Below are 18,711 nucleotides of genomic sequence, written 5' to 3'. Positions count from 1 at the left end.
GAAGCTCATATAATTTGCTTGCAATACAAGTAAGCTCTATTTAGCAAAAGTGAAATTAATAAAAAAAGCCTTCACGTTATGTGAAGGCTTTGCCATATTTATTATAATGAGGTCTTAAAGTTTTACTATTTTAATTTAGCAAAAACCTTTTCCATACGCTCAATTTCTTCGTTTGCAAGTTCTGGATCTACAAGGATACGTCCACTGTGTTCATCTGTAATAATTTTTTTACGAGATGCAATTTCCATTTGTACTTGTGGTGGAATAGTAAAGAAAGATCCTCCAGAAGCTCCACGTTCAACAGCAACAACTGCCAATCCGTTTTTCACGTTTCCGCGAATACGTTTATAAGCTTTAACTAAACGCTCTTCAATTTGTTTTTCAAATTTAGCGCTTTCTTTCATTAGTAGCTCTTCTTCTTTTTGAGTCTCGCTCAAAATTTCGTCAAGTTCACCTTGCTTATGCTTTAAGTGTTCTTCACGGGCACTAATACGACTTTTAGTCTCGTCGATTACAGCAGTTTTCTGCTCTATTTGTGCTTTATATTCTTTAATGTGCTTTTCGGCTAATTGAATTTCAAGTTCTTGAAACTCTACCTCTTTGCTCAACGCGTTAAACTCACGGTTGTTACGTACATTGTCTTGTTGTGCAGTATATTTTTTGATCAACTCTTTTGAAGTCTCAATACCGTTTTTCTTAGACTTAATGTCATCTTCGATTACATCAAGGTCTGCAGTAAGTTTCTCCATGCGAGTGTGCATACCAGCAACTTCATCTGCAAGATCTTCCACCTCTAAAGGCAGTTCTCCTCGTACGTTTTTGATCTCGTCTACGCGAGAGTCAATAAGTTGTAGATCATATAAAGCGCGAAGCTTTTCTTCAACAGTAATTTCTTTCTTTGATGCCATACCTTAAAAATAGCTAATTGGATTTGTGTTTATTTGCGATAAAACGACTGCAAAATTAGGCATTTTTTTTGTAAGGTAGGCATGTAATAGCTCTTTTGTGTACTGTTCACTTTCGTAGTGGCCAATATCAGCTAATAATATGTTGTTTTCCGCGCTAAAAAAATCGTGATATTTACAATCAGCAGTTACATAAGCATCTGCTTCTTTGTTGATTGCATTTTTTATTGCGAAACTTCCGCTACCTCCTAAAACTGCTACTTTTTTAATCGTTTTACTTTGTAAGTTTGAGTGACGAACACAGTCAGTTTTCATTTTTTTCTTCAGAAATTTTAAAAATTCAAGCTCGTTCATGCTTTCAGAAAGTGTGCCTATCATTCCCATTCCAATATGCTGATTCATATTGTTAAGCGTTGTAAGCTCGTAAGCAACCTCTTCATATGGATGAGCAGTGTGTAATGTTTTTAAAATTTCGGCTTCAAGATGAGGGTGGAACGTTATATTTAACTGTGTTTCGGTTTCTTCTTGTACAACACCTCTTTCGCCAATAACTGGGTTTGAATTTTCATTTCCTTTATAAGTACCTATGCCGTCTGTGCTGAAGCTACAATTATCATAATTGCCAATACTGCCAGCACCTACTGAAAACAATGCATTCTTTAATTTTTGCGCATCTTTAACTGGTACATATGTTGTCAGTTTTTTTATGGTTCCTTCTTTTGGGATAAGCACCTCGCGATTTTCTAAACCTAATACATCACATATTTTTGCATTTACGCCTTGAAAACTATTATCTAATGCTGTGTGAATTGCAATAATATTAATGTCATTTTTAATAGCTTTTAAAACAACACGTTCAACATAGCTTTTCCCTGTTATTTTTTTTAAACCGCTAAAAATAATAGGGTGGAAGCTTACTATTACATTGCATTTTCTTTGTATTGCTTCGTCAACAATGTTTTCTAACGTATCAAGTGTGACTAAAACTCCAGTTGTCAAAGCATTGGGATTACCTACTAAAAGACCAGTATTGTCAAATCCTTCAGTATAATGCAGAGGAGCAAAATCGTTTAGTAATGAAAGAATATCTTTTACATTCATGAATATTAATTTATAGGTAAATATAAGGCATTCTCCTAATCCTTAGCGAGCAATTTTAAAATGTATGATTCTTTCGATTCTTTGAGAAAGAGTTTTTTGTACTTTCGTTTTATGAAAAATTTACGCAAAGTGTTATTTCCTTTTGCCGCTGGTTATGGCGGTGTCACAAGTTTGCGTAACTATTTTTATAATCAAGGTTATTGGGAGTCAAAAAGTTATGAGCTTCCAGTAATTTGCGTTGGTAACCTTTCTGTAGGTGGTACTGGAAAAACACCTATGATTGAATGGCTTATACGTTTATTGAAAGAAGATTATAGTGTTGCCGTTTTAAGTCGTGGTTATAAACGAAACACGACTGGTTTTATTGAGGTTTTAACCACAAATACGGCTGAAGAAGTTGGTGATGAACCACTTCAGTTTAAACAGAAATTCCCAAAAGTAACCGTCGCAGTTTGTGCAGATAGACGTACGGGAATTAACCGAATTAAAGATGCTGCAGATGTAATTTTGTTAGACGACGCATTTCAGCATAGAAAAGTAAAACCAAGTTTTTCAATACTTCTTACATCGTATTTAGACCCTTATTTTAAGGACTTTTTATTGCCAGCGGGTAATTTGAGAGAATCTAGAAAAGGGGCTGATAGGGCTAATGTGATTATAGCTACAAAGGTCCCTCCGCATACAGCTTATGCTAAAATGCAGGAATTCAAGTTTCTTGTTGATAGCCTTCCTGAGCAAAAAGTTTATTTTTCTAAAATTGACTACGCACAGGAGTTGATTGGTAAAACCGAAACTTTAGCACTTGACTATTTGGTGAATAAGAAATTTACATTGGTTACTGGAATTGCAAATCCAACGCCTTTAGTGGATTTTTTAAAAGAGCAGGGTTTTAATTTCGAACATAGAAAATTTCCAGATCACCATTCTTTTAGCGATAGCGAAATTGAATCTCTACGAAAAGAAGAACTCATAATTACCACAGAAAAAGATTACATGCGCCTTAAAGAGGATCTTCAAAAATATGCATTGTATTATCTGCCAATTAAAACTGAAATATTAAATAATCAAAGTCAATTTTTAAGAAAACATGTTTTAGAACATGTTAGAAACTTTAAGAACTAGTTGTTTAATTCTTCTTTGTAAAGCGTGTTGTAGATTTTAGCGAAGAATAATTCAGGTTTAAATGGTTTTGGGATAATATCATTAAATCCTGCTTTGTAAAATTCGTCTAGATTTTCATCTATAGTAACAGCGGTTAAAGCTATAATAGGAATAGTTGTGTTAAACTCTCTTATTTTAATAGTTGCTTCAATACCACTAATACCTGGCATATGGATGTCCATTAGTACAATGTCAAAGTCGTTTTCTTGAACCAATTTAATTGCATCGGTTCCATTGTCTGCTACTTGACACGTCATCTTATTCTTCTCTAGAATTTTTCTTGTAATCATTTGATTGATCTTATTGTCTTCCACAACAAGAACATTTTTACCTTTCAATTTGTCATAATTTACAAGATCGCGTTCTGATTCTTTTTGAGCTGCAATTGCTGAGTCTTCTGGAATATCAATATCTAGATTAAACCAAAATTTTGACCCTTGTCCAAGCTGGCTTTCTAGATGTATTTTGCTATTCATTAATTCGAGTAAGTTTTTTACTATTGAAAGTCCTAATCCTGTACCGCCAAATTTTCTATTAATTTGTAATGATCCTTGTGAGAAGGTTTCGAATATACTTTTTTGTTTCTTCTTAGAGATACCAACACCGTTATCTTCAATTTCGAAATTTAGTTTTACGGTTTTGTTTAATTGATCAATTTTACTCACTCTCACAGTAACATTTCCGTTTTGTGTGAACTTAACTGAATTACCAACAAGGTTTATTAGTATTTGTGATAGCTTTAGTGGATCTCCAGAAAGTTTTTTAGGAATGTTATCGTCAAATTCTAATTTTAAAATAGTCTTTCTGTCGTCAGCAGATTTTTTCAAAGCAATTAAAACATCTTTAATTCGCTTCTTTAGGTCGAAAGTTGTTTTTTCAACTTCCACTTTATTAGCTTCAAGCTTATTTAAATCTAGAATATTATTAATTAGTGATAATAGATATTCTCCTGAAAATTTCAGTGAATTTAAGTGTTCCTTTTGGTGTTCTTTCGGGTTTTCCTCAATTAGTAAGTGTGTTAATCCAGTTACTGCGTAAAGTGGAGTTCTAAGTTCGTGTGTTATTGTAGATAGGAATTGTGCTTTAGCTAAGGAAGCTTTTTCTGCTTTTTCCTTTGCCATCATTAGCTCAGTGTTTTTGTCTTGTAACAGATTGTTGGCTTTCGCTCTTAAATTGTTGTTTTTATAAAATGAAAGTGTAAGTAAGGATAGAATGGCAATTAAAGCGATACTTAAGCTATTAATAATACTGTTAAAACTTTCAGACTTTTCTTTTTCAAATAAATCGTTTTTGTAATCTTTTATTTCTTTTTTTAATTCGGCAACACTAGTATCTCCATCAACACTCGATGAGATCGCACTAATGTAGATAATATGAATAGAGTCAAGTTTTGTTGTGTAGTCGTTTAATTGACTAAACGCAAGAGAGTCTTGGCCTTTTCTTAAAGAAATTTTTGAAGCAGTTTTATAACTGTCAATTTTGAGTTTGGTGTATTTTTTTTGATCAATAATAGTTAGAGCTTCTTTTAGTGAAGTTTCAGCTTGAGAAAGGTATGAATGTCCATTACTATCATCAAGCATAAGTAAAGCGTCAGCTTTATTAATTAAGCAAAAAGCTTCTTGGTATTTTGTGCCGTTATTTCTAAATTGTGTAATGCCTGCATTGAAATAATTAACGGCTACTGTTGGGTTTCCCTTTTTGAGTTCATTAAATCCTCTAGCTAATAATAACGATGTTTTACCTTTTTCGTCATTTGTGATTTTACAAATAGAATCAGATTTTTTATAGAATAAATCTGCTTCTGAAAATTTGTTTGTCCTTGTATTTATTAAACCTTGTATTAAATAAGCTCCTGATAAACTCTCTCTCTTTTCTGAAATTTTAAGAATGTCAATAGCTTCAATATTTATTTTTGAAGCTTGCTCATAGTTTTGGAAATAATATTGAAGCGTAGCATTTGTAAGTAAAACATCAGCTTTTAGGTTTAGATTATTAACATTTCTAACTAGTTTATTCGCTAATGTTAATTGGTCAATAGCATAAGTAAAATTTAAAGTGCTTATAGATTCAGCAGCATTTTTTCGATACTCAAGCACTTGGTTTATCGAGTCTTGGGTGGTTAATAGCTTTGTCTTAGAATCGGTTTGCCCAAAACCATTAAATGCCACTAGAAATAGCAGCAGAAGTAGAAATTTATTAAGTTGAATAGACGAGGGCATAGTAATCAACCTGTGTATTTTAACGGTAAATATAGTTATTTCCTCGATATTTTAATTATCAAATCAATAATTCTTGATGAATAGCCAGATTCGTTATCATACCAACCTATTATTTTGACCATATTGCCAATAACAGATGTCATTTGTGAATCAAACACACAAGAGTGGCTATTCCCTATAATGTCAATTGAGACAATTGGGTCTTCTGTGTATTCAATAATGTTTTTTAATGAACCTAAAGCGGCATTTTTAAAAAGTGAATTTACCTCTTCAATAGTGACATCTTTCTTTACATTCATTGTAATATCGCAAAGTGACCCGTTAGGGACAGGAACACGTATTCCACATCCACCTATAGCATCGCTTAAATCAGGAAAAATTTTTGTCAATGCTTTCGCAGCTCCTGTGGTGGTGGGTACAATTGATTGTCCAGCGGCACGAGCCCTTCTTAAGTCACGATGTGGTTGATCGTGAAGGCTTTGGTCTGTAGTGTAACTGTGTATTGTGGTGATATATGCTTCATTAATTCCATAGTTTTCGTGGATTAGCTTAAGCATAGGCGCGGCGTTATTTGTGGTGCAGGATGCATTTGAAATAATCACATCATCTTTATTTAATAGATAGTCGTTAACGCCAAGGACTACAGTTTTTATACTTTCATCAGTAGGAGGAACAGAGAGGATTACTTTTTTTGCTCCAGCTGAAATGTGTTTTTCTAATTGAATTCTGTCTTTATATTTACCCGTGGATTCTACTACAATATCAATATCTGGCCAAGTAATATTATCAAGTGACTTTTCCGAAGTAAATCTAACTGAAGTGTTGTCAATATTAATAGAAGTTTCAGTACTTGAAATGTTCTTCTTTAAAACACCGTGAATACTATCGTATTTAAGAAGGTGACTTAATGTTCTTGCATCTGCAATATCATTAATAGCAATTACTTCAATTTCTGGATGATCGATTAAGAGTCTAAATAAGGTTCTTCCTATTCTTCCAAATCCATTGATCCCTACCTTAATCTTTTGCATTTTACAGTAGTGTTATATTACGTAAGGTGTTTTTGTGCTTTGTATGATGATCGAACAAGTGCGCCACTTTCAACGTGACGGAATCCCATCTCTAAGCCAATAGTTTCGTATTTTTTAAATTGCTCAGGAGTTATAAATTCTTTAACTGGCAAGTGTTTTTTTGAAGGTTGTAAGTATTGACCTATAGTAATAATGTCAAGTCCTACACCACGTAAGTCTTTCATAGTTTGTAAAACTTCTTCCTCAGTTTCACCTAGCCCCAACATTATCCCACTTTTTGTTCGTTCTATTCCTTGATCTTTTAAATATCTTAAAACTTCTAAGCTGCGTTCATATTTTGCTTGTATACGAACCTCTCTAGTTAAGCGCTTAACAGTTTCCATATTATGAGAAACAACTTCAGGCTTCACTGCTATTATTCTATCTATGTTACGAGTGTTTCCTTGAAAATCTGGAATCAATGTCTCAAGAGTAGTTTCGGGATTCATACGTCTAATAGCCTTAACTGTTTCAGCCCAAATAATACTTCCCATGTCTTTAATGTCGTCACGATCTACAGAGGTGACAACTGCATGTTTAATCTCCATTAATTTAATAGATCTGGCCACTTTTTCAGGTTCATCCCAATCTACATCTTCAGGTCTTCCTGTTTTGACACCACAGAATCCACAAGAACGGGTACAAACATTTCCTAATATCATAAATGTTGCAGTTCCTTCTGTCCAGCATTCACCCATATTTGGGCAGCTTCCAGAAGTGCAAATAGTGTGTAAATCGTATTTATCAACAAGACCTCTAAGTGCAGTGTATTTTTTACCCGTAGGTAATTTTACACGAAGCCACTTCGGCTTAGGAACTCGTTGTGTAGTAGGTGCGATAGTTTCTGTACTCATAGACTACAAAGATACTCATTGAAAATTAAATAATAGGGTATAGGATAAAGCGAAAAAGGCTCAATATTATTGTGTAGCGATATTCATTTTAAGCAGAGTGTTTTCTGCTAAATTTTTGTGGTAACAACCATCCGTTAATTAGTTTAACTAATTACGATTGTTTTGGATGATTTCAGCAAGTAATTTTTTAGCTCTTAGTAATCTAACTTTAATGTTACTTAAGGGTACGTCAATACTATCGCTAATCTCATTATAGCTCATTTCTTGAAAATATCTAAGATTGATAACTTCTTGATATGCGGGTTTTAGTTGCTTTATGTATCGTAAAAGTTCAGCAAGGTTTTGCTCTGTGATTAAAATATCTTCAGGAGTAGGGCTAGGATCTGCTACATTTTTTATTTGTTCTTCACTAGTGTCTGAAATATTAGCATATAAAGCAGCATTTTTCTTTCTTATTTTATCAATATGAATATTCTTCGAAATAGCGATAAGCCATGTTGAAAAAACATAATCATCATTGAATGTGGCTATTTTGTCAAATGCTTTTGAGAATGTTTCGATAGTAATGTCTTCAGCTTCAACATCATTGTGTACTCGTTTTATTTGGAACCCATAAACGTCGTTCCAATAAGTATCTAATAGGAAATTATATGCGCTCTGCTTACCTTTTTTTGCTAAGGCTATATTTTTTTCAATAAGAGATTTGTCTATTTCCACTGAGTTGGCTTAGAGGCACTGTTAGAAATAAAGATAACAATTTGCCCCACAATTAAAAATATTTCTAAGAATATGAAAAATGGTATCAAATTCTGTTCCTTTAATTTATAAGCAGCTTTTCCTAAAACAATACTTTGTATTATGAAACGTATTACGATTATAGCAAGGGCAAATTCCCAAGCGATAAAGAAAAAACTTAACGGAGCTGCAACCCAAAAAAGAACATTGCTAATATAAAATAATCCTAAAATAAATTTATGGGTTTTTTTGTAATGTGATGCTGCCGAAACGTGCCTGCGTTTTTGAGTAATCCAAGATGACCACGTGTTCTTAGGTGTGGAAATAGTAAAAGCATCTTCTTGATAATTAATCGCAGTATTTTTCTTAGTAGCAACTTCGTTTACAAATAAGTCATCGTCACCACTAGCTATTTTTATATGATTTATAAAACCCTTATTTTCAAAAAATAATGTGGAAGTGTAGGCTAGATTTCGTCCTACACCCATATAAGGCGTGCCATTTAATGCATATGAAAAATACTGAGTTGCAGTCATTAGAGTTTCAAACCTAATCAATGCGTTAAGAAACCCTTTTTCTTTTTTATAAGCGCCATACCCTAAAACAAGTTCTTTGCTTTCTAAAATTTCCGAAGAAATAATTGATAACCATTTGTTAGATGATGGTGCACAATCTGCATCAGTAAAGACTAATTTTTTGTGTTTTGCTTTTTTAATCCCTAGTGTAAGCGCATATTTTTTACTTCCCCAAAATGTTTCGTTATTGACAACGTTCACTATTTGAACACGAGAATCCAACTCCTTAAACTCTTCCATAATATCAAGTGTTTCATCACTTGAAGCGTCGTTAATAAGGATAAGTTCAAAATTGGGATGATTTTGTGATAAGATAGAAGGGATATTCTTCTTTAAATTTTCGGCTTCATTTTTAGCGCAAATTAAAACGGAAACAGGAGAATTTTCATACACTGTTTTAGCCGAAATTTTATGAAATGAAAACTTGGCAAAAGCGAGATAAAAAAGGATGTTTAATAAAGTAATACTCCCAAAAACGTAAAGTAACACCATAGGCATTTATCCAAAGGAGATTAGATGGTGTCGTATTATGAGTGAGTTTCTTCGTTGCAGTTTGCAAACTGATCTGGAGTTTTACCACAAAAACCACAAGCTTCACCTTCTTTGTTTAGAAAAGGACTTTGGCTGGCACAAGTACCTGCGAATTTACCATCTTTTTTAGCCCAGATTTTAATAGCAATTCCGCCAACTGCGACTAGTAATAATGCGATAGTGAATAAGAATAATTCCATAGCGATTTATTTTATGCAAAAATACAATCTTTAGAATAGATATCCCCGAAATTTTCCTATTTTTAAAATAAACCCAAATCCCAATTTTTGTGAAGAAAAGTGTGCTTTTACTACTGTTGCTGACTCCTGTTTTACATTTCACTTCGTGCAAAACCGAAACTGAAAGTGAGAAGAAACTTGTTAGTGAAAAGGCCTCTTTAGCTGAAGCGACAACAGTTAGAGATACACCTATGATGTTGGGAACGAGTATTTATAAACACCTTGAAAATAAAGCTAATTTAAGTGTTTATAGAAATGCTTTGACTATCAAACTCAAAGAGCTTTTAATGGGAACCGAAGGGCCTTATACTTTAATAGTGCCAACTAATGAAGCATTACGTAATTTGAGTACTAATGATTTAGATGAATCCTTTCTTAAAAAGTATATTGTTAAAGGTAAAATGACAACTGCTTTTTTAGTGAAACGAATACGCGAACACGGTGGGGTTTATACATTTGTTGCATTAGCAGGAAATGAACTTAAGGCGACTAGAGACGGAATGGATATAATGATACTTGATCCTTTTGGTAATGAGGCTTCCTTAAAATTTACAGATTACTTAGCTGAGAATGGCGTAGTTCATACCATTGATACTTTTCTGAAGTAGGTACTAAGGGACGATGTTTACTTCAGGAGTAATTTCTATTCCAAAATTTGCAAGAACTTTAGCTTGTATTTTTAAAGCTAATTGCCAGATTTGATCGCCAGTAGCATTTCCGTAGTTTACTAAAACTAATGCTTGGTTTTTGTGAACTCCTGCATCCTCAAATCTTTTTCCTTTAAAACCTACTTGTTCTATAAGCCAACCTGCAGGAATTTTATATTCAGTTTCCGAAACAATATAAAATGGAGCGTCAGGAAATTTTGTGTGAAATACTTCAAATATGGCTTTTGATACAATCGGGTTTTTGAAAAAACTACCACTGTTTCCTAATACTTTAGGGTCAGGAAGTTTAGATTGTCTAATTGTGATAACCGCATCACTTACATCTTTAATTGAAGGTTGTTTTATGTTATTAGTTGCTAGTTGGTTTTTGATAGCTCCATAACTAGTGCGAAGTGTGTGATTTATTTTTGAAAGCTTGAAAGTAACGTCAGTAATAATAAATTCACCTTTTCTTGAGGTTTTAAAAATAGATGTTCGATACCCAAAATTGCACTCTTCTTTTGTGAAAATTATGATGTTGCCAGTAGCTATTTCTAAGGCAGAGCATTCAACAAATGTATCTTTCAGTTCTACTCCATAAGCACCAATATTCTGAATAGGAGAGGTTCCAACATTTCCAGGAATAAGGGACATGTTTTCTAAACCTCCATAGTTGTTTTCAATGCAGTATAAAACAAATTCATGCCAGTTTTCGCCAGCCATACTCTTTATTAAAATGGTTTCATCAGTTTCTGAAACTACTTCAATTCCTTTTAAATCTATATGTATTACTAATGTATCAATATTGTCTTTTAGAAGCATATTGCTTCCTCCTCCCAATATAAAAGGTGATTCAAATTTCGGCATCGCCAAAACCTCTTTCAATTGATTAATAGATTTTATGGAAACAAAAAATCGCGCAACCGCATCAATACCAAAGGTATTGTACGGTTTGAGCGAAATGTTTTCTAGTATCTCCAAGTAGGATATTTTAAATATATGCTAATTAATCTTTGTAGACTTCAAGCGCCTTTTTTAAGATATTAACTGCTTTGATTAAACTCTCTTTGTTTAGAACATATGCAATTCTAATTTGATTTAATCCTACGCCTGGAGATGAGTAAAAGCCTGCGGCTGGAGCTACCATAATGGTTTCTCCGTCAACGTCAAATTCTTCTAATAACCATTGTGCAAAAGCATCACTGTTTTTAATTGGTAATTGAGCAATACAGTAGAATGCCCCTTTAGGATGGCCTACCTGTACACCAGGAATTTCTTCTAGCTTTTCAATTAAAGTATCACGACGTTCTTTATATTCTACAATTACTTCGTCAAAATAACTTTGTGGTGTGTTAAGTGCAGCTTCACTTGCAATTTGTGCAAATGTTGGTGGGCTTAATCGTGCCTGAGCAAATTTCATCGCAGCACTCATTACTTCTTTGTTTTTAGAAACGATACAACCTATTCTTGCTCCACACATTGAATAACGCTTAGAAACTGAATCAATAATAATAGCATTTTGATCTAAACCTTCTTCTTCGAGTATTGAGTAATGCTTTAAATTGTCATAAGTAAACTCACGGTAAACTTCATCAGCAATAAGGAATAAGTCGTGTTTTTTAACTATTTCAGCAAGTATTTTAATTTCTTCTTTACTATATAAATAACCTGTTGGGTTACCTGGGTTACATATAAGAATTGCCTTAGTTTTTGGTGTGATTAGTTTTTCAAATTCCTGAATAGGAGGGAGTGCAAAATTGTCTTCAATTTTTGAAATTACAGGAACTATATTTACGCCAGATGCGGTTGCAAAACCATTGTAGTTAGCGTAAAAAGGCTCAGGAATAATAATTTCATCTCCAGTGTCAGCGACACTTCCCATTGCGAAAAGTAGTGCTTCACTACCGCCAGTTGTTACAATAATATTATCAGCTTCTACCATAATATGGTTACGCTTGTGATAATCGGCAATTTTAGCGCGGTAAGGCTCGCTACCTTCGCTACGCGTATATGCAAGAATTTCAAGATTGTGATTCGCAACTGCGTCCATTGCTAATTGTGGACTTTTAATATCTGGTTGACCTATGTTAAGGTGAAAAACAGTTTTATTCGCTTTGTATGCTTTTTCAGCAAACGGCACTAGCTTCCTTATTGGGGAAGACGGCATATTTTGTCCTTTCTGGGAAATTGCAGGCATAGTCTTAATTTTAGAAAACAAAGTTGCAAAAAAATAGTGAATTATTAGAGCGATATAATGTCAGGTTCTTCATTTTTTTCTACCTTGAAACAGATGGATTATTTTAATAGAATAACTGCATTGTTTTTTTGTGTCATGATGTTTTTCTTCGGAAATTTTATAGCCATTTCACAAGAGGGATTTCTTTTGCCAAAAGGGAAGAAGGTTGATCGGTTTTCTTTTAAATCAATAAACAATCTTATAGTTGTCCCTATTGAGCTTAATGGTTCAAAACTTTCATTTTTATTAGATACTGGAGTTGATAAAACAGTGTTGTTTGGTGTAACTCAAGAGGATTCAGTTGAAATTAAAAATGCCGAAAAAATTAAAATTAGGGGTTTAGGTAGTCAGGAATCTAAAGAAGCTTTGCGAAGTTTTAATAATACTCTAAAATTAGGTGATGCTGTAGATGTTAATCATACACTGTATGTGGTTTTTGATGAAATGATTGATTTTTCTAAATATATGGGAGTTCCTATTCACGGAATTATTGGTTATGAGTATTTTAAAAATTTTGAAGTTTCAATACAATATAGTGCTAGTAAAATTGTTGCTCGAAATTTTCGTGACATTGCTAAGAAACCTTGTAGAAAGTGCGATTTACTACCATTAGATTTTTTTAAAAATAAACCGTATATCTACCTTGATATAGAAGGTGAAAAGCCTGTTTCTATGTTGATTGATTCAGGTTCCAGCGACGCTTTATGGTTGTTTGATTCTGAAAAGCATATTGATGAAACAGCTATAAATTATTTTGAAGATTTTTTAGGGTACACTTTAAGTGGTGCTATTTATGGTAAGCGATCTCGAGTGTCGAGTGTGGTAATAGGGAAATTCACTTTTGAAGAAGTGACAGCTGCATTTCCTGAAGATATATCCTATGATGGAATTGAACTAAAAGAAGAACGCGGTGGAAGTATAGGCGGAGCACTACTTTCTAGATTTAATACTACAATAGATTATAGAAATAAATGTCTTGTTTTAAAGAGGAATAGAAAATATAAGAAACCCTTTGATTATGATTTAAGTGGCCTTACGCTTATGTATGATGGTTCATATCGTGTAAAGGAATTGCAAGATGTTAAGAGTGAAGGATTGAGTATTGCTTTTTCAGGGAAGCACAATAGTAGCACTTCTAATACTACGATACGTATAGATCCTTTGTATCAATTGTTTACTGCTCCTAAAGTCGTTATTGCTGAGGTTAGGGAAGATTCAGCTGCAGATTTGGCAGGATTAAAAGTTGGTGATGCGCTAATTAAAATTAATGGTTCATTTAGCTATAATTATGAGCTATATGAGCTAAATGCATTATTTCGTCAAGAGGTTGGTAAAAAAATAAAAATTGAATATGAACGCGATAACGAATTGTTAAAGACCAGTTTTAAATTAAAGAGAAAATTTTAATCTTCAATGTTTCATCATGCAAAAGTCCGTTTCACAAATGTGTGAAACGGACTTTTTATTATTTAAAATTTCGGCGAATGCCTAGATTTATTCTTCAGTTTTTTCAAGAACACTACCTGCTGGCTTCATAACCTCACCTTTAATTTTTAAAAGTTTAATTGGTTCATCTGCATTAGAGTAAACGGTAACGTTTTTTCTAATTGGTCCTACACGGTTTGTATCGTATTTTACTTCAATAGTCCCGTCAGCACCAGCTGCTATTGGTCCTTTTGGTTTTTTAGGTACAGTACAACCACAACTTGACTTAACGTCAGTTACGATTAATGGAGCGTCTCCTGTGTTAGTGAATTCAAAAACACGAACTCCATCGCTACCTTTTTCAATTTTCCCGTAATCTACCGTGTCACTCTTAAAAGTGATTTTTGCCTGTGCATTTGTTGCGAAACTCACTAGAGCTATAACTGCAACTAAAAGTAATTTTTTCATAATATCGTTTTTTAAGTGATTGCTAAAGTAGGTAACTTTCTTACTATTTGCAACCCAAGTTATGCACATTAATAATTTCATAATCTTGAGGAGTTGCCTACTTTTGTAGTGTATTTCAAAAATCAGACCAAAATGGCCTTAGACGCAACTTATAACGCAAAAAATATAGAAGATAAATGGTATTCATATTGGATGGAGAACAACTATTTTCATAGTACTCCAGATGATCGTGAACCTTATACAATAGTGATTCCACCTCCTAATGTGACAGGGATATTGCATATGGGGCATATGCTTAATAACACCATACAAGATGTGCTAATACGTCGTGCGCGTTTAAAAGGTTTTAATGCTTGCTGGGTACCAGGTACAGATCACGCTAGTATTGCGACGGAAGCAAAGGTTGTAGCAAAGCTGAAAAGCGAAGGAATTGAAAAAGCTGATCTAACCCGTGATGAATTTTTAAAGCACGCTTGGGACTGGACAGATGAATATGGCGGTGTTATTTTAGATCAATTAAAAAAATTAGGTGCTTCTTGCGATTGGGAACGAACTAAGTTTACGTTAGATCCATCAATGTCACAACAGGTAATTAAAAGTTTTGTAGATCTATACAATAAAGGTCTAATATATCGTGGTTACCGAATGGTTAACTGGGATCCTGAAGCTAAAACTACATTAAGTGATGAAGAGGTAAATCACGTTGAAAAACAAGGGAATCTATATTTCATCAATTATAAAATTGAAGGTAGTGATGATAAGTTAACTATTGCAACAACAAGACCTGAAACAATTTTTGGTGATACAGCAATTTGTATAAATCCTAATGATGAGCGTTTTGCACACTTACGAGGGAAAAAAGCAATAGTGCCAATTTGTAATCGAGTAATTCCAATTATAGAGGATGATTATGTTGATGTGGAATTTGGAACTGGTTGTTTAAAAGTAACGCCTGCTCACGATGTTAACGATAAAGCACTTGGTGATAAACATAAGCTTGAAGTTATCGATATTTTTAATGATGATGCAAGTTTAAATAGTTTTGGTTTGCATTATGAAGGTCAAGATCGTTTTGAAGCTCGTAAAGCAGTTACTAAAGAACTTGATGAGTTAGGAGTTTTGGTCAAAACGGAGCAACACCTTAATAAAGTAGGAACTAGTGAGCGTACTAAAGCGGTTATTGAGCCAAGGTTAAGTGATCAATGGTTTCTTAAAATGGAAGATCTTGTAAAACCAGCTATTAAAGCTGTGTTGGAAGATGATGATGTTGTTTTGCATCCTAAAAAGTTTGAAAATACGTACCGTCATTGGATGACAAATATTCGTGATTGGAATATTTCACGTCAATTATGGTGGGGACAACAAATTCCAGCTTATTTCTACGGTGATGGTAAAGAGGATTTTGTTGTAGCCGAAACTTTAGAAGAAGCAATTGTAGCTGCTAAAGAAAGAACTGGTAGGGCAGATCTAAAAGCAGAAGATTTAACGCAAGATGCTGATGCGCTTGACACTTGGTTCTCATCTTGGTTATGGCCAATGAGTGTGTTTGATGGACTTAATGATCCAGATAATGAAGAGTTCAAATATTATTATCCAACTAACGACTTAGTAACGGGTCCAGACATATTATTTTTCTGGGTTGCACGTATGATTATTGCTGGTTATGAATATACAGGAAAAAGGCCTTTTAAAAATGTGTATTTAACTGGGCTTGTTAGAGACAAGCAACGTCGTAAAATGAGTAAGTCATTAGGGAATTCTCCCGATGCGCTAAAATTAATTGATGATTACAGTGCAGATGGTGTAAGAGTAGGGCTATTGTTAAGTGCTCCTGCTGGAAACGATTTAATGTTTGATGAGGGTTTATGTCAACAAGGAAAAGGGTTTTCTAACAAAATATGGAATGCCTTTAAGTTAACGCAGTCTTGGGAACAAGATGCGAGTATATCTCAACCGGAGGCTTCTCGTTTGGCAATAGATTGGTACAGGTCTAAGTTACAGCAGACAATTTTAGAAATTGATGATCATTATAGTAAATATCGTATAAGTGATGCTTTAATGGGGACTTATAAATTGATATGGGATGATTTCTGTGGTTGGTTATTAGAAATTATTAAGCCAGCTTACCAAGCGCCAATAGACTCAAAAACATACAAAGAGGTAATGTCATTATTTGAAGATAACTTAAGAATTTTGCATCCATTTATGCCTTTCTTAACTGAAGAGTTATGGCACGAAATTGCAAGTCGTACGCCAGAACAGGCATTAATTGTAAATCACTGGCCTGAAGCGACAGAAATAGATACTGCGCTTTTAGAAGAGTTTAGTTTTGCTGCCGATGTGGTTTCAGGAATTAGAACAATTAGAAAAGAGAAAAATATAGCGTTTAAAGATGCTATTGAGCTACATGTACTAGCATCAGAACAAAGTGAAAATCGTTTTGAAACTGTAATTAGCAAATTAGGGAATATTGAAAAAATGTCTCAGGTTGCTGAAGCTGTAGAAGGTGCGCTAACTTTTAGAGTAAAATCGAATGAGTATTTTATTCCAATGGCAGGTGCTATAAATGTTGAAGAAGAAATTGTAAAACTCGAAGAAGAATTAAAGTACATAAAAGGATTTTTACGAAGTGTGCAAGGGAAACTAAAGAATGAAAAATTTGTAAGTGGTGCTCCTGAACAAGTAGTTGCTAACGAACGAAAGAAAGAGGCAGATGCAATTGCTCAAATTGAAACTATTGAAGCCTCATTGAAAAGTTTGAAATAGGTATTCACATACGGCTAATTTAGTAATTAGCTTTAAATAAAAAAGACAGCTATTTAGCTGTCTTTTTTATTTTCTATAAAGGAAGTAGTTGTTTGCTGTTTCTATGTATAATTGTTTTGCTTCGTCCTCACTTAAATGTTTAGTTTGGAAAAGTGCATTTGTTTTAAAAGCTGTGATAAGTGCTTGTTTACTCTTACTAGCTTTATGAGGAGCATTTGTTGCAATTTTGTAATAAGCATATAATTTAAGGAGGGTATCTGCAGGAAAGGGCTTGTGATGGCTGTTTACAATTTCAACCGATTTTTTAAATGCTATGTCTATTTCCTCTGAAGTCATTACTTTCTAGCTAAAACGGTGATTCCTCCTTTTACTTTTTGATTTAAAGTAACATCAAGTTTTGTGTCAACTGGAAGGAAAACATCAACTCTTGAGCCAAACTTGATAAATCCACTATCACTAGCTTGTTCGACTACCTGACCTTCTTTTGCATAATTAACAATACGTTTTGCTAATGCGCCAGCAATTTGACGGTGAAGCACATTTCCGAAGCTTTTATTATTCACTACTACAGTGGTGCGTTCGTTTTCTTCACTAGATTTTGGATGCCAAGCTACTAGAAATTTTCCAGGATGATATTTGCTGAAAACAACATTTCCTGCAACTGGATACCTTGTTACGTGAACGTTTATTGGAGACATAAAAACGGAAACTTGTAGGCGTTCTTCTTTGAAAAATTCTTTTTCAAAAACCTTTTCAATTACTACAACTTTTCCATCCACTGGTGATAATACAGTATCGTCACTGGTGATGAAACTTCTTTTAGGATTTCTAAAAAATTGTAATACTAGTACTAGTAATGCTATTGCGGCAATAACAATACCTCCTCTAATAACTGAATTATTAACTAAATAATCTGCACCTAAACTTATTGCAACGACAATAAATAATGTGATTAATATAATTTTATGACCTTCTTTATGAAACATAGTCTACGATTTCTAAAAATGCAAAAATGAATGGACTTGCATAAACAACACTGTCTAGCCTGTCATATAATCCTCCGTGCCCTGGCATTAAATTACCACTATCCTTAACTCCAGCCTGACGCTTAAATTTAGATTGCACAAGATCTCCAATGGTACCAAAAACTGAGGCAATCAATGCGAGACATAGCCAAATAGGGAGGTTGTAAATGTTAGTTAATTTAAAGATAATAAATCCTGCAATCAATGAGCCTCCAAGTCCACCTAAAAAGCCCTCGATAGTTTTTTTAGGAGATATTCGCTCAAGTAATTTGTGTTTACCAAACGACTTACCTATTACATAAGCCATTGTGTCGTTAGCCCATATTAAAGAGAAAACAGCAACAATAATCTCAGGCATAAATGTTCCATTCGAAAATGGGATAAGTGTTAGAAATACAAATCCACTAATTATGTAAAAGATAGTAGTGATATATTTCTTTTTCTCGAACATTGGAATTTTTGAAGTCCAAAGCATATCCTTAAATAAAAACAAGCAAACAAAACAGGATAGAATTAAATATATATTTACTGCTTGATCTGCAAATGTATTATAACTTAAAAAGTATAATCCAGCAGCAAGTAAAACGTAAGCAATGTAGGAAGTAAGGTGGACTAGTTTTAAAAATTCTTTTAGGACTAAAATACCTAGTAGGAAGAATAGTGCCATAAACCACTCTCGCGATGTATACATAGAAAAAATTACGATAAGTATATAAAGTACACCAGAAATGGTGCGTACAATAACTTCTCTCAT

At 33.7% G+C, this 18,711-nt stretch carries 18 protein-coding genes; 4 read left to right on the top strand and 14 right to left on the bottom strand.

The annotated features are described in order from the left end of the window. Positions 1–125: 125 nt before the first annotated feature. Positions 126–908: a zinc ribbon domain-containing protein gene (locus tag GBH57_RS09460; protein WP_151674248.1), complete on the bottom strand. Its 783-nt coding sequence runs from the start codon at positions 906–908 to the stop codon at positions 126–128. 3 nt (positions 909–911) lie between these two features. Next, on the bottom strand, positions 912–2,006 hold the full coding sequence (locus GBH57_RS09455; protein WP_151674247.1) for a Nif3-like dinuclear metal center hexameric protein: 1,095 nt from the start codon (positions 2,004–2,006) through the stop codon (positions 912–914). A 111-nt stretch (positions 2,007–2,117) separates the two neighbouring features. On the opposite strand from GBH57_RS09455, the gene lpxK reads away from it, so the two are divergent. After that, a complete protein-coding gene (lpxK, locus tag GBH57_RS09450; protein ID WP_151674246.1) occupies positions 2,118–3,128 on the top strand; it encodes a tetraacyldisaccharide 4'-kinase in 1,011 nt (336 codons plus the stop codon). On the opposite strand, the gene GBH57_RS09445 is transcribed toward lpxK, so the two are convergent. From GBH57_RS09445 to GBH57_RS09420, 6 genes are all read right to left on the bottom strand, one after another. Beyond that, a complete protein-coding gene (locus tag GBH57_RS09445) occupies positions 3,125–5,386 on the bottom strand; it encodes a response regulator (RefSeq protein WP_235904682.1) in 2,262 nt (753 codons plus the stop codon). The two genes, lpxK and GBH57_RS09445, sit on opposite strands and share 4 nt — an antisense overlap. A gap of 35 nt (positions 5,387–5,421) precedes the next feature. Next, the gene (gap, locus tag GBH57_RS09440; RefSeq protein WP_151674245.1) at positions 5,422–6,417 is read right to left on the bottom strand and encodes a type I glyceraldehyde-3-phosphate dehydrogenase; all 996 of its coding nucleotides are present in this window, start codon (positions 6,415–6,417) and stop codon (positions 5,422–5,424) included. Positions 6,418–6,434: 17 nt separating this feature from the next. Next, positions 6,435–7,310 (bottom strand): lipoyl synthase, encoded by an 876-nt coding sequence (gene lipA, locus GBH57_RS09435; RefSeq protein ID WP_151674244.1) that lies wholly within the window; start codon positions 7,308–7,310, stop codon positions 6,435–6,437. Positions 7,311–7,457: 147 nt separating this feature from the next. Further along, on the bottom strand, positions 7,458–8,027 hold the full coding sequence (locus GBH57_RS09430) for an RNA polymerase sigma factor (RefSeq protein WP_151674243.1): 570 nt from the start codon (positions 8,025–8,027) through the stop codon (positions 7,458–7,460). Then, the gene (locus tag GBH57_RS09425) at positions 8,018–9,112 is read right to left on the bottom strand and encodes a glycosyltransferase (protein ID WP_306424017.1); all 1,095 of its coding nucleotides are present in this window, start codon (positions 9,110–9,112) and stop codon (positions 8,018–8,020) included. The genes GBH57_RS09430 and GBH57_RS09425 overlap by 10 nt, the downstream gene beginning before the upstream one ends. A gap of 35 nt (positions 9,113–9,147) precedes the next feature. Continuing rightward, a complete protein-coding gene (locus tag GBH57_RS09420; protein ID WP_151674241.1) occupies positions 9,148–9,351 on the bottom strand; it encodes a membrane or secreted protein in 204 nt (67 codons plus the stop codon). Between the two features lie 89 nt (positions 9,352–9,440). Between GBH57_RS09420 and GBH57_RS09415 the strand changes: the two genes are divergently transcribed. Next, the gene (locus GBH57_RS09415) at positions 9,441–9,998 is read left to right on the top strand and encodes a fasciclin domain-containing protein (protein WP_151674240.1); all 558 of its coding nucleotides are present in this window, start codon (positions 9,441–9,443) and stop codon (positions 9,996–9,998) included. 3 nt (positions 9,999–10,001) lie between these two features. Here the strand turns inward: GBH57_RS09415 and murB are convergent, their stop codons facing one another. Beyond that, positions 10,002–11,018, bottom strand: a complete 1,017-nt coding sequence (gene murB, locus GBH57_RS09410) for a UDP-N-acetylmuramate dehydrogenase (RefSeq protein ID WP_151674239.1) — start codon at positions 11,016–11,018, stop codon at positions 10,002–10,004. 25 nt (positions 11,019–11,043) lie between these two features. Further along, positions 11,044–12,234, bottom strand: a complete 1,191-nt coding sequence (locus tag GBH57_RS09405) for a pyridoxal phosphate-dependent aminotransferase (RefSeq protein WP_151674238.1) — start codon at positions 12,232–12,234, stop codon at positions 11,044–11,046. 93 nt (positions 12,235–12,327) lie between these two features. On the opposite strand from GBH57_RS09405, the gene GBH57_RS09400 reads away from it, so the two are divergent. Further along, a complete protein-coding gene (locus GBH57_RS09400) occupies positions 12,328–13,680 on the top strand; it encodes an aspartyl protease family protein (protein WP_161596087.1) in 1,353 nt (450 codons plus the stop codon). Between the two features lie 87 nt (positions 13,681–13,767). Here GBH57_RS09400 and GBH57_RS09395 read toward each other — a convergent pair whose 3' ends face one another. Then, on the bottom strand, positions 13,768–14,166 hold the full coding sequence (locus GBH57_RS09395) for a DUF1573 domain-containing protein (RefSeq protein ID WP_151674236.1): 399 nt from the start codon (positions 14,164–14,166) through the stop codon (positions 13,768–13,770). A gap of 132 nt (positions 14,167–14,298) precedes the next feature. Between GBH57_RS09395 and GBH57_RS09390 the strand changes: the two genes are divergently transcribed. Then, on the top strand, positions 14,299–16,932 hold the full coding sequence (locus GBH57_RS09390; protein WP_151674235.1) for a valine--tRNA ligase: 2,634 nt from the start codon (positions 14,299–14,301) through the stop codon (positions 16,930–16,932). 66 nt (positions 16,933–16,998) lie between these two features. On the opposite strand, the gene GBH57_RS09385 is transcribed toward GBH57_RS09390, so the two are convergent. The 3 genes from GBH57_RS09385 to GBH57_RS09375 are packed head-to-tail and all read right to left on the bottom strand — an operon-like array spanning position 16,999 to position 18,711. Then, positions 16,999–17,268 carry an acyl-CoA-binding protein gene (locus GBH57_RS09385; RefSeq protein ID WP_151674234.1) on the bottom strand — a complete coding sequence of 90 codons (270 nt, stop codon included), beginning with the start codon at positions 17,266–17,268 and terminating at the stop codon, positions 16,999–17,001. Next, positions 17,268–17,918, bottom strand: coding sequence for a phosphatidylserine decarboxylase family protein (locus GBH57_RS09380; protein ID WP_151674233.1), 651 nt, complete (start codon positions 17,916–17,918; stop codon positions 17,268–17,270). The genes GBH57_RS09385 and GBH57_RS09380 overlap by 1 nt, the downstream gene beginning before the upstream one ends. Further along, positions 17,908–18,711 (bottom strand): phosphatidate cytidylyltransferase, encoded by an 804-nt coding sequence (locus tag GBH57_RS09375; protein ID WP_151674232.1) that lies wholly within the window; start codon positions 18,709–18,711, stop codon positions 17,908–17,910. The genes GBH57_RS09380 and GBH57_RS09375 overlap by 11 nt, the downstream gene beginning before the upstream one ends.

Origin of the sequence: Patiriisocius marinus, assembly GCF_008974325.1 — a bacterium.
Classification (GTDB): Bacteria; Bacteroidota; Bacteroidia; order Flavobacteriales; family Flavobacteriaceae; genus Patiriisocius; species Patiriisocius marinus.
Note: the sequence above shows the minus strand (reverse complement) of the source record. Positions and strands in the feature narration are given on the sequence as shown.

What these genes read in the sequence shown, in the direction of transcription:
- GBH57_RS09405 (WP_151674238.1), bottom strand. Translation starts at nt 12,234, where the DNA reads ATGCCTGCAATTTCCCAGAAAGGACAAAATATGCCGTCTTCCCCAATA.
- gap (WP_151674245.1), bottom strand. Translation starts at nt 6,417, where the DNA reads ATGCAAAAGATTAAGGTAGGGATCAATGGATTTGGAAGAATAGGAAGA.
- GBH57_RS09390 (WP_151674235.1), top strand. Translation starts at nt 14,299, where the DNA reads ATGGCCTTAGACGCAACTTATAACGCAAAAAATATAGAAGATAAATGG.
- lpxK (WP_151674246.1), top strand. Translation starts at nt 2,118, where the DNA reads ATGAAAAATTTACGCAAAGTGTTATTTCCTTTTGCCGCTGGTTATGGC.
- GBH57_RS09455 (WP_151674247.1), bottom strand. Translation starts at nt 2,006, where the DNA reads ATGAATGTAAAAGATATTCTTTCATTACTAAACGATTTTGCTCCTCTG.
- GBH57_RS09380 (WP_151674233.1), bottom strand. Translation starts at nt 17,918, where the DNA reads ATGTTTCATAAAGAAGGTCATAAAATTATATTAATCACATTATTTATT.
- GBH57_RS09445 (WP_235904682.1), bottom strand. Translation starts at nt 5,386, where the DNA reads ATGCCCTCGTCTATTCAACTTAATAAATTTCTACTTCTGCTGCTATTT.
- GBH57_RS09425 (WP_306424017.1), bottom strand. Translation starts at nt 9,112, where the DNA reads ATGGTGTTACTTTACGTTTTTGGGAGTATTACTTTATTAAACATCCTT.
- lipA (WP_151674244.1), bottom strand. Translation starts at nt 7,310, where the DNA reads ATGAGTACAGAAACTATCGCACCTACTACACAACGAGTTCCTAAGCCG.
- GBH57_RS09460 (WP_151674248.1), bottom strand. Translation starts at nt 908, where the DNA reads ATGGCATCAAAGAAAGAAATTACTGTTGAAGAAAAGCTTCGCGCTTTA.
- GBH57_RS09395 (WP_151674236.1), bottom strand. Translation starts at nt 14,166, where the DNA reads ATGAAAAAATTACTTTTAGTTGCAGTTATAGCTCTAGTGAGTTTCGCA.
- GBH57_RS09385 (WP_151674234.1), bottom strand. Translation starts at nt 17,268, where the DNA reads ATGACTTCAGAGGAAATAGACATAGCATTTAAAAAATCGGTTGAAATT.
- GBH57_RS09420 (WP_151674241.1), bottom strand. Translation starts at nt 9,351, where the DNA reads ATGGAATTATTCTTATTCACTATCGCATTATTACTAGTCGCAGTTGGC.
- GBH57_RS09375 (WP_151674232.1), bottom strand. Translation starts at nt 18,711, where the DNA reads ATGAGAGAAGTTATTGTACGCACCATTTCTGGTGTACTTTATATACTT.
- GBH57_RS09400 (WP_161596087.1), top strand. Translation starts at nt 12,328, where the DNA reads ATGGATTATTTTAATAGAATAACTGCATTGTTTTTTTGTGTCATGATG.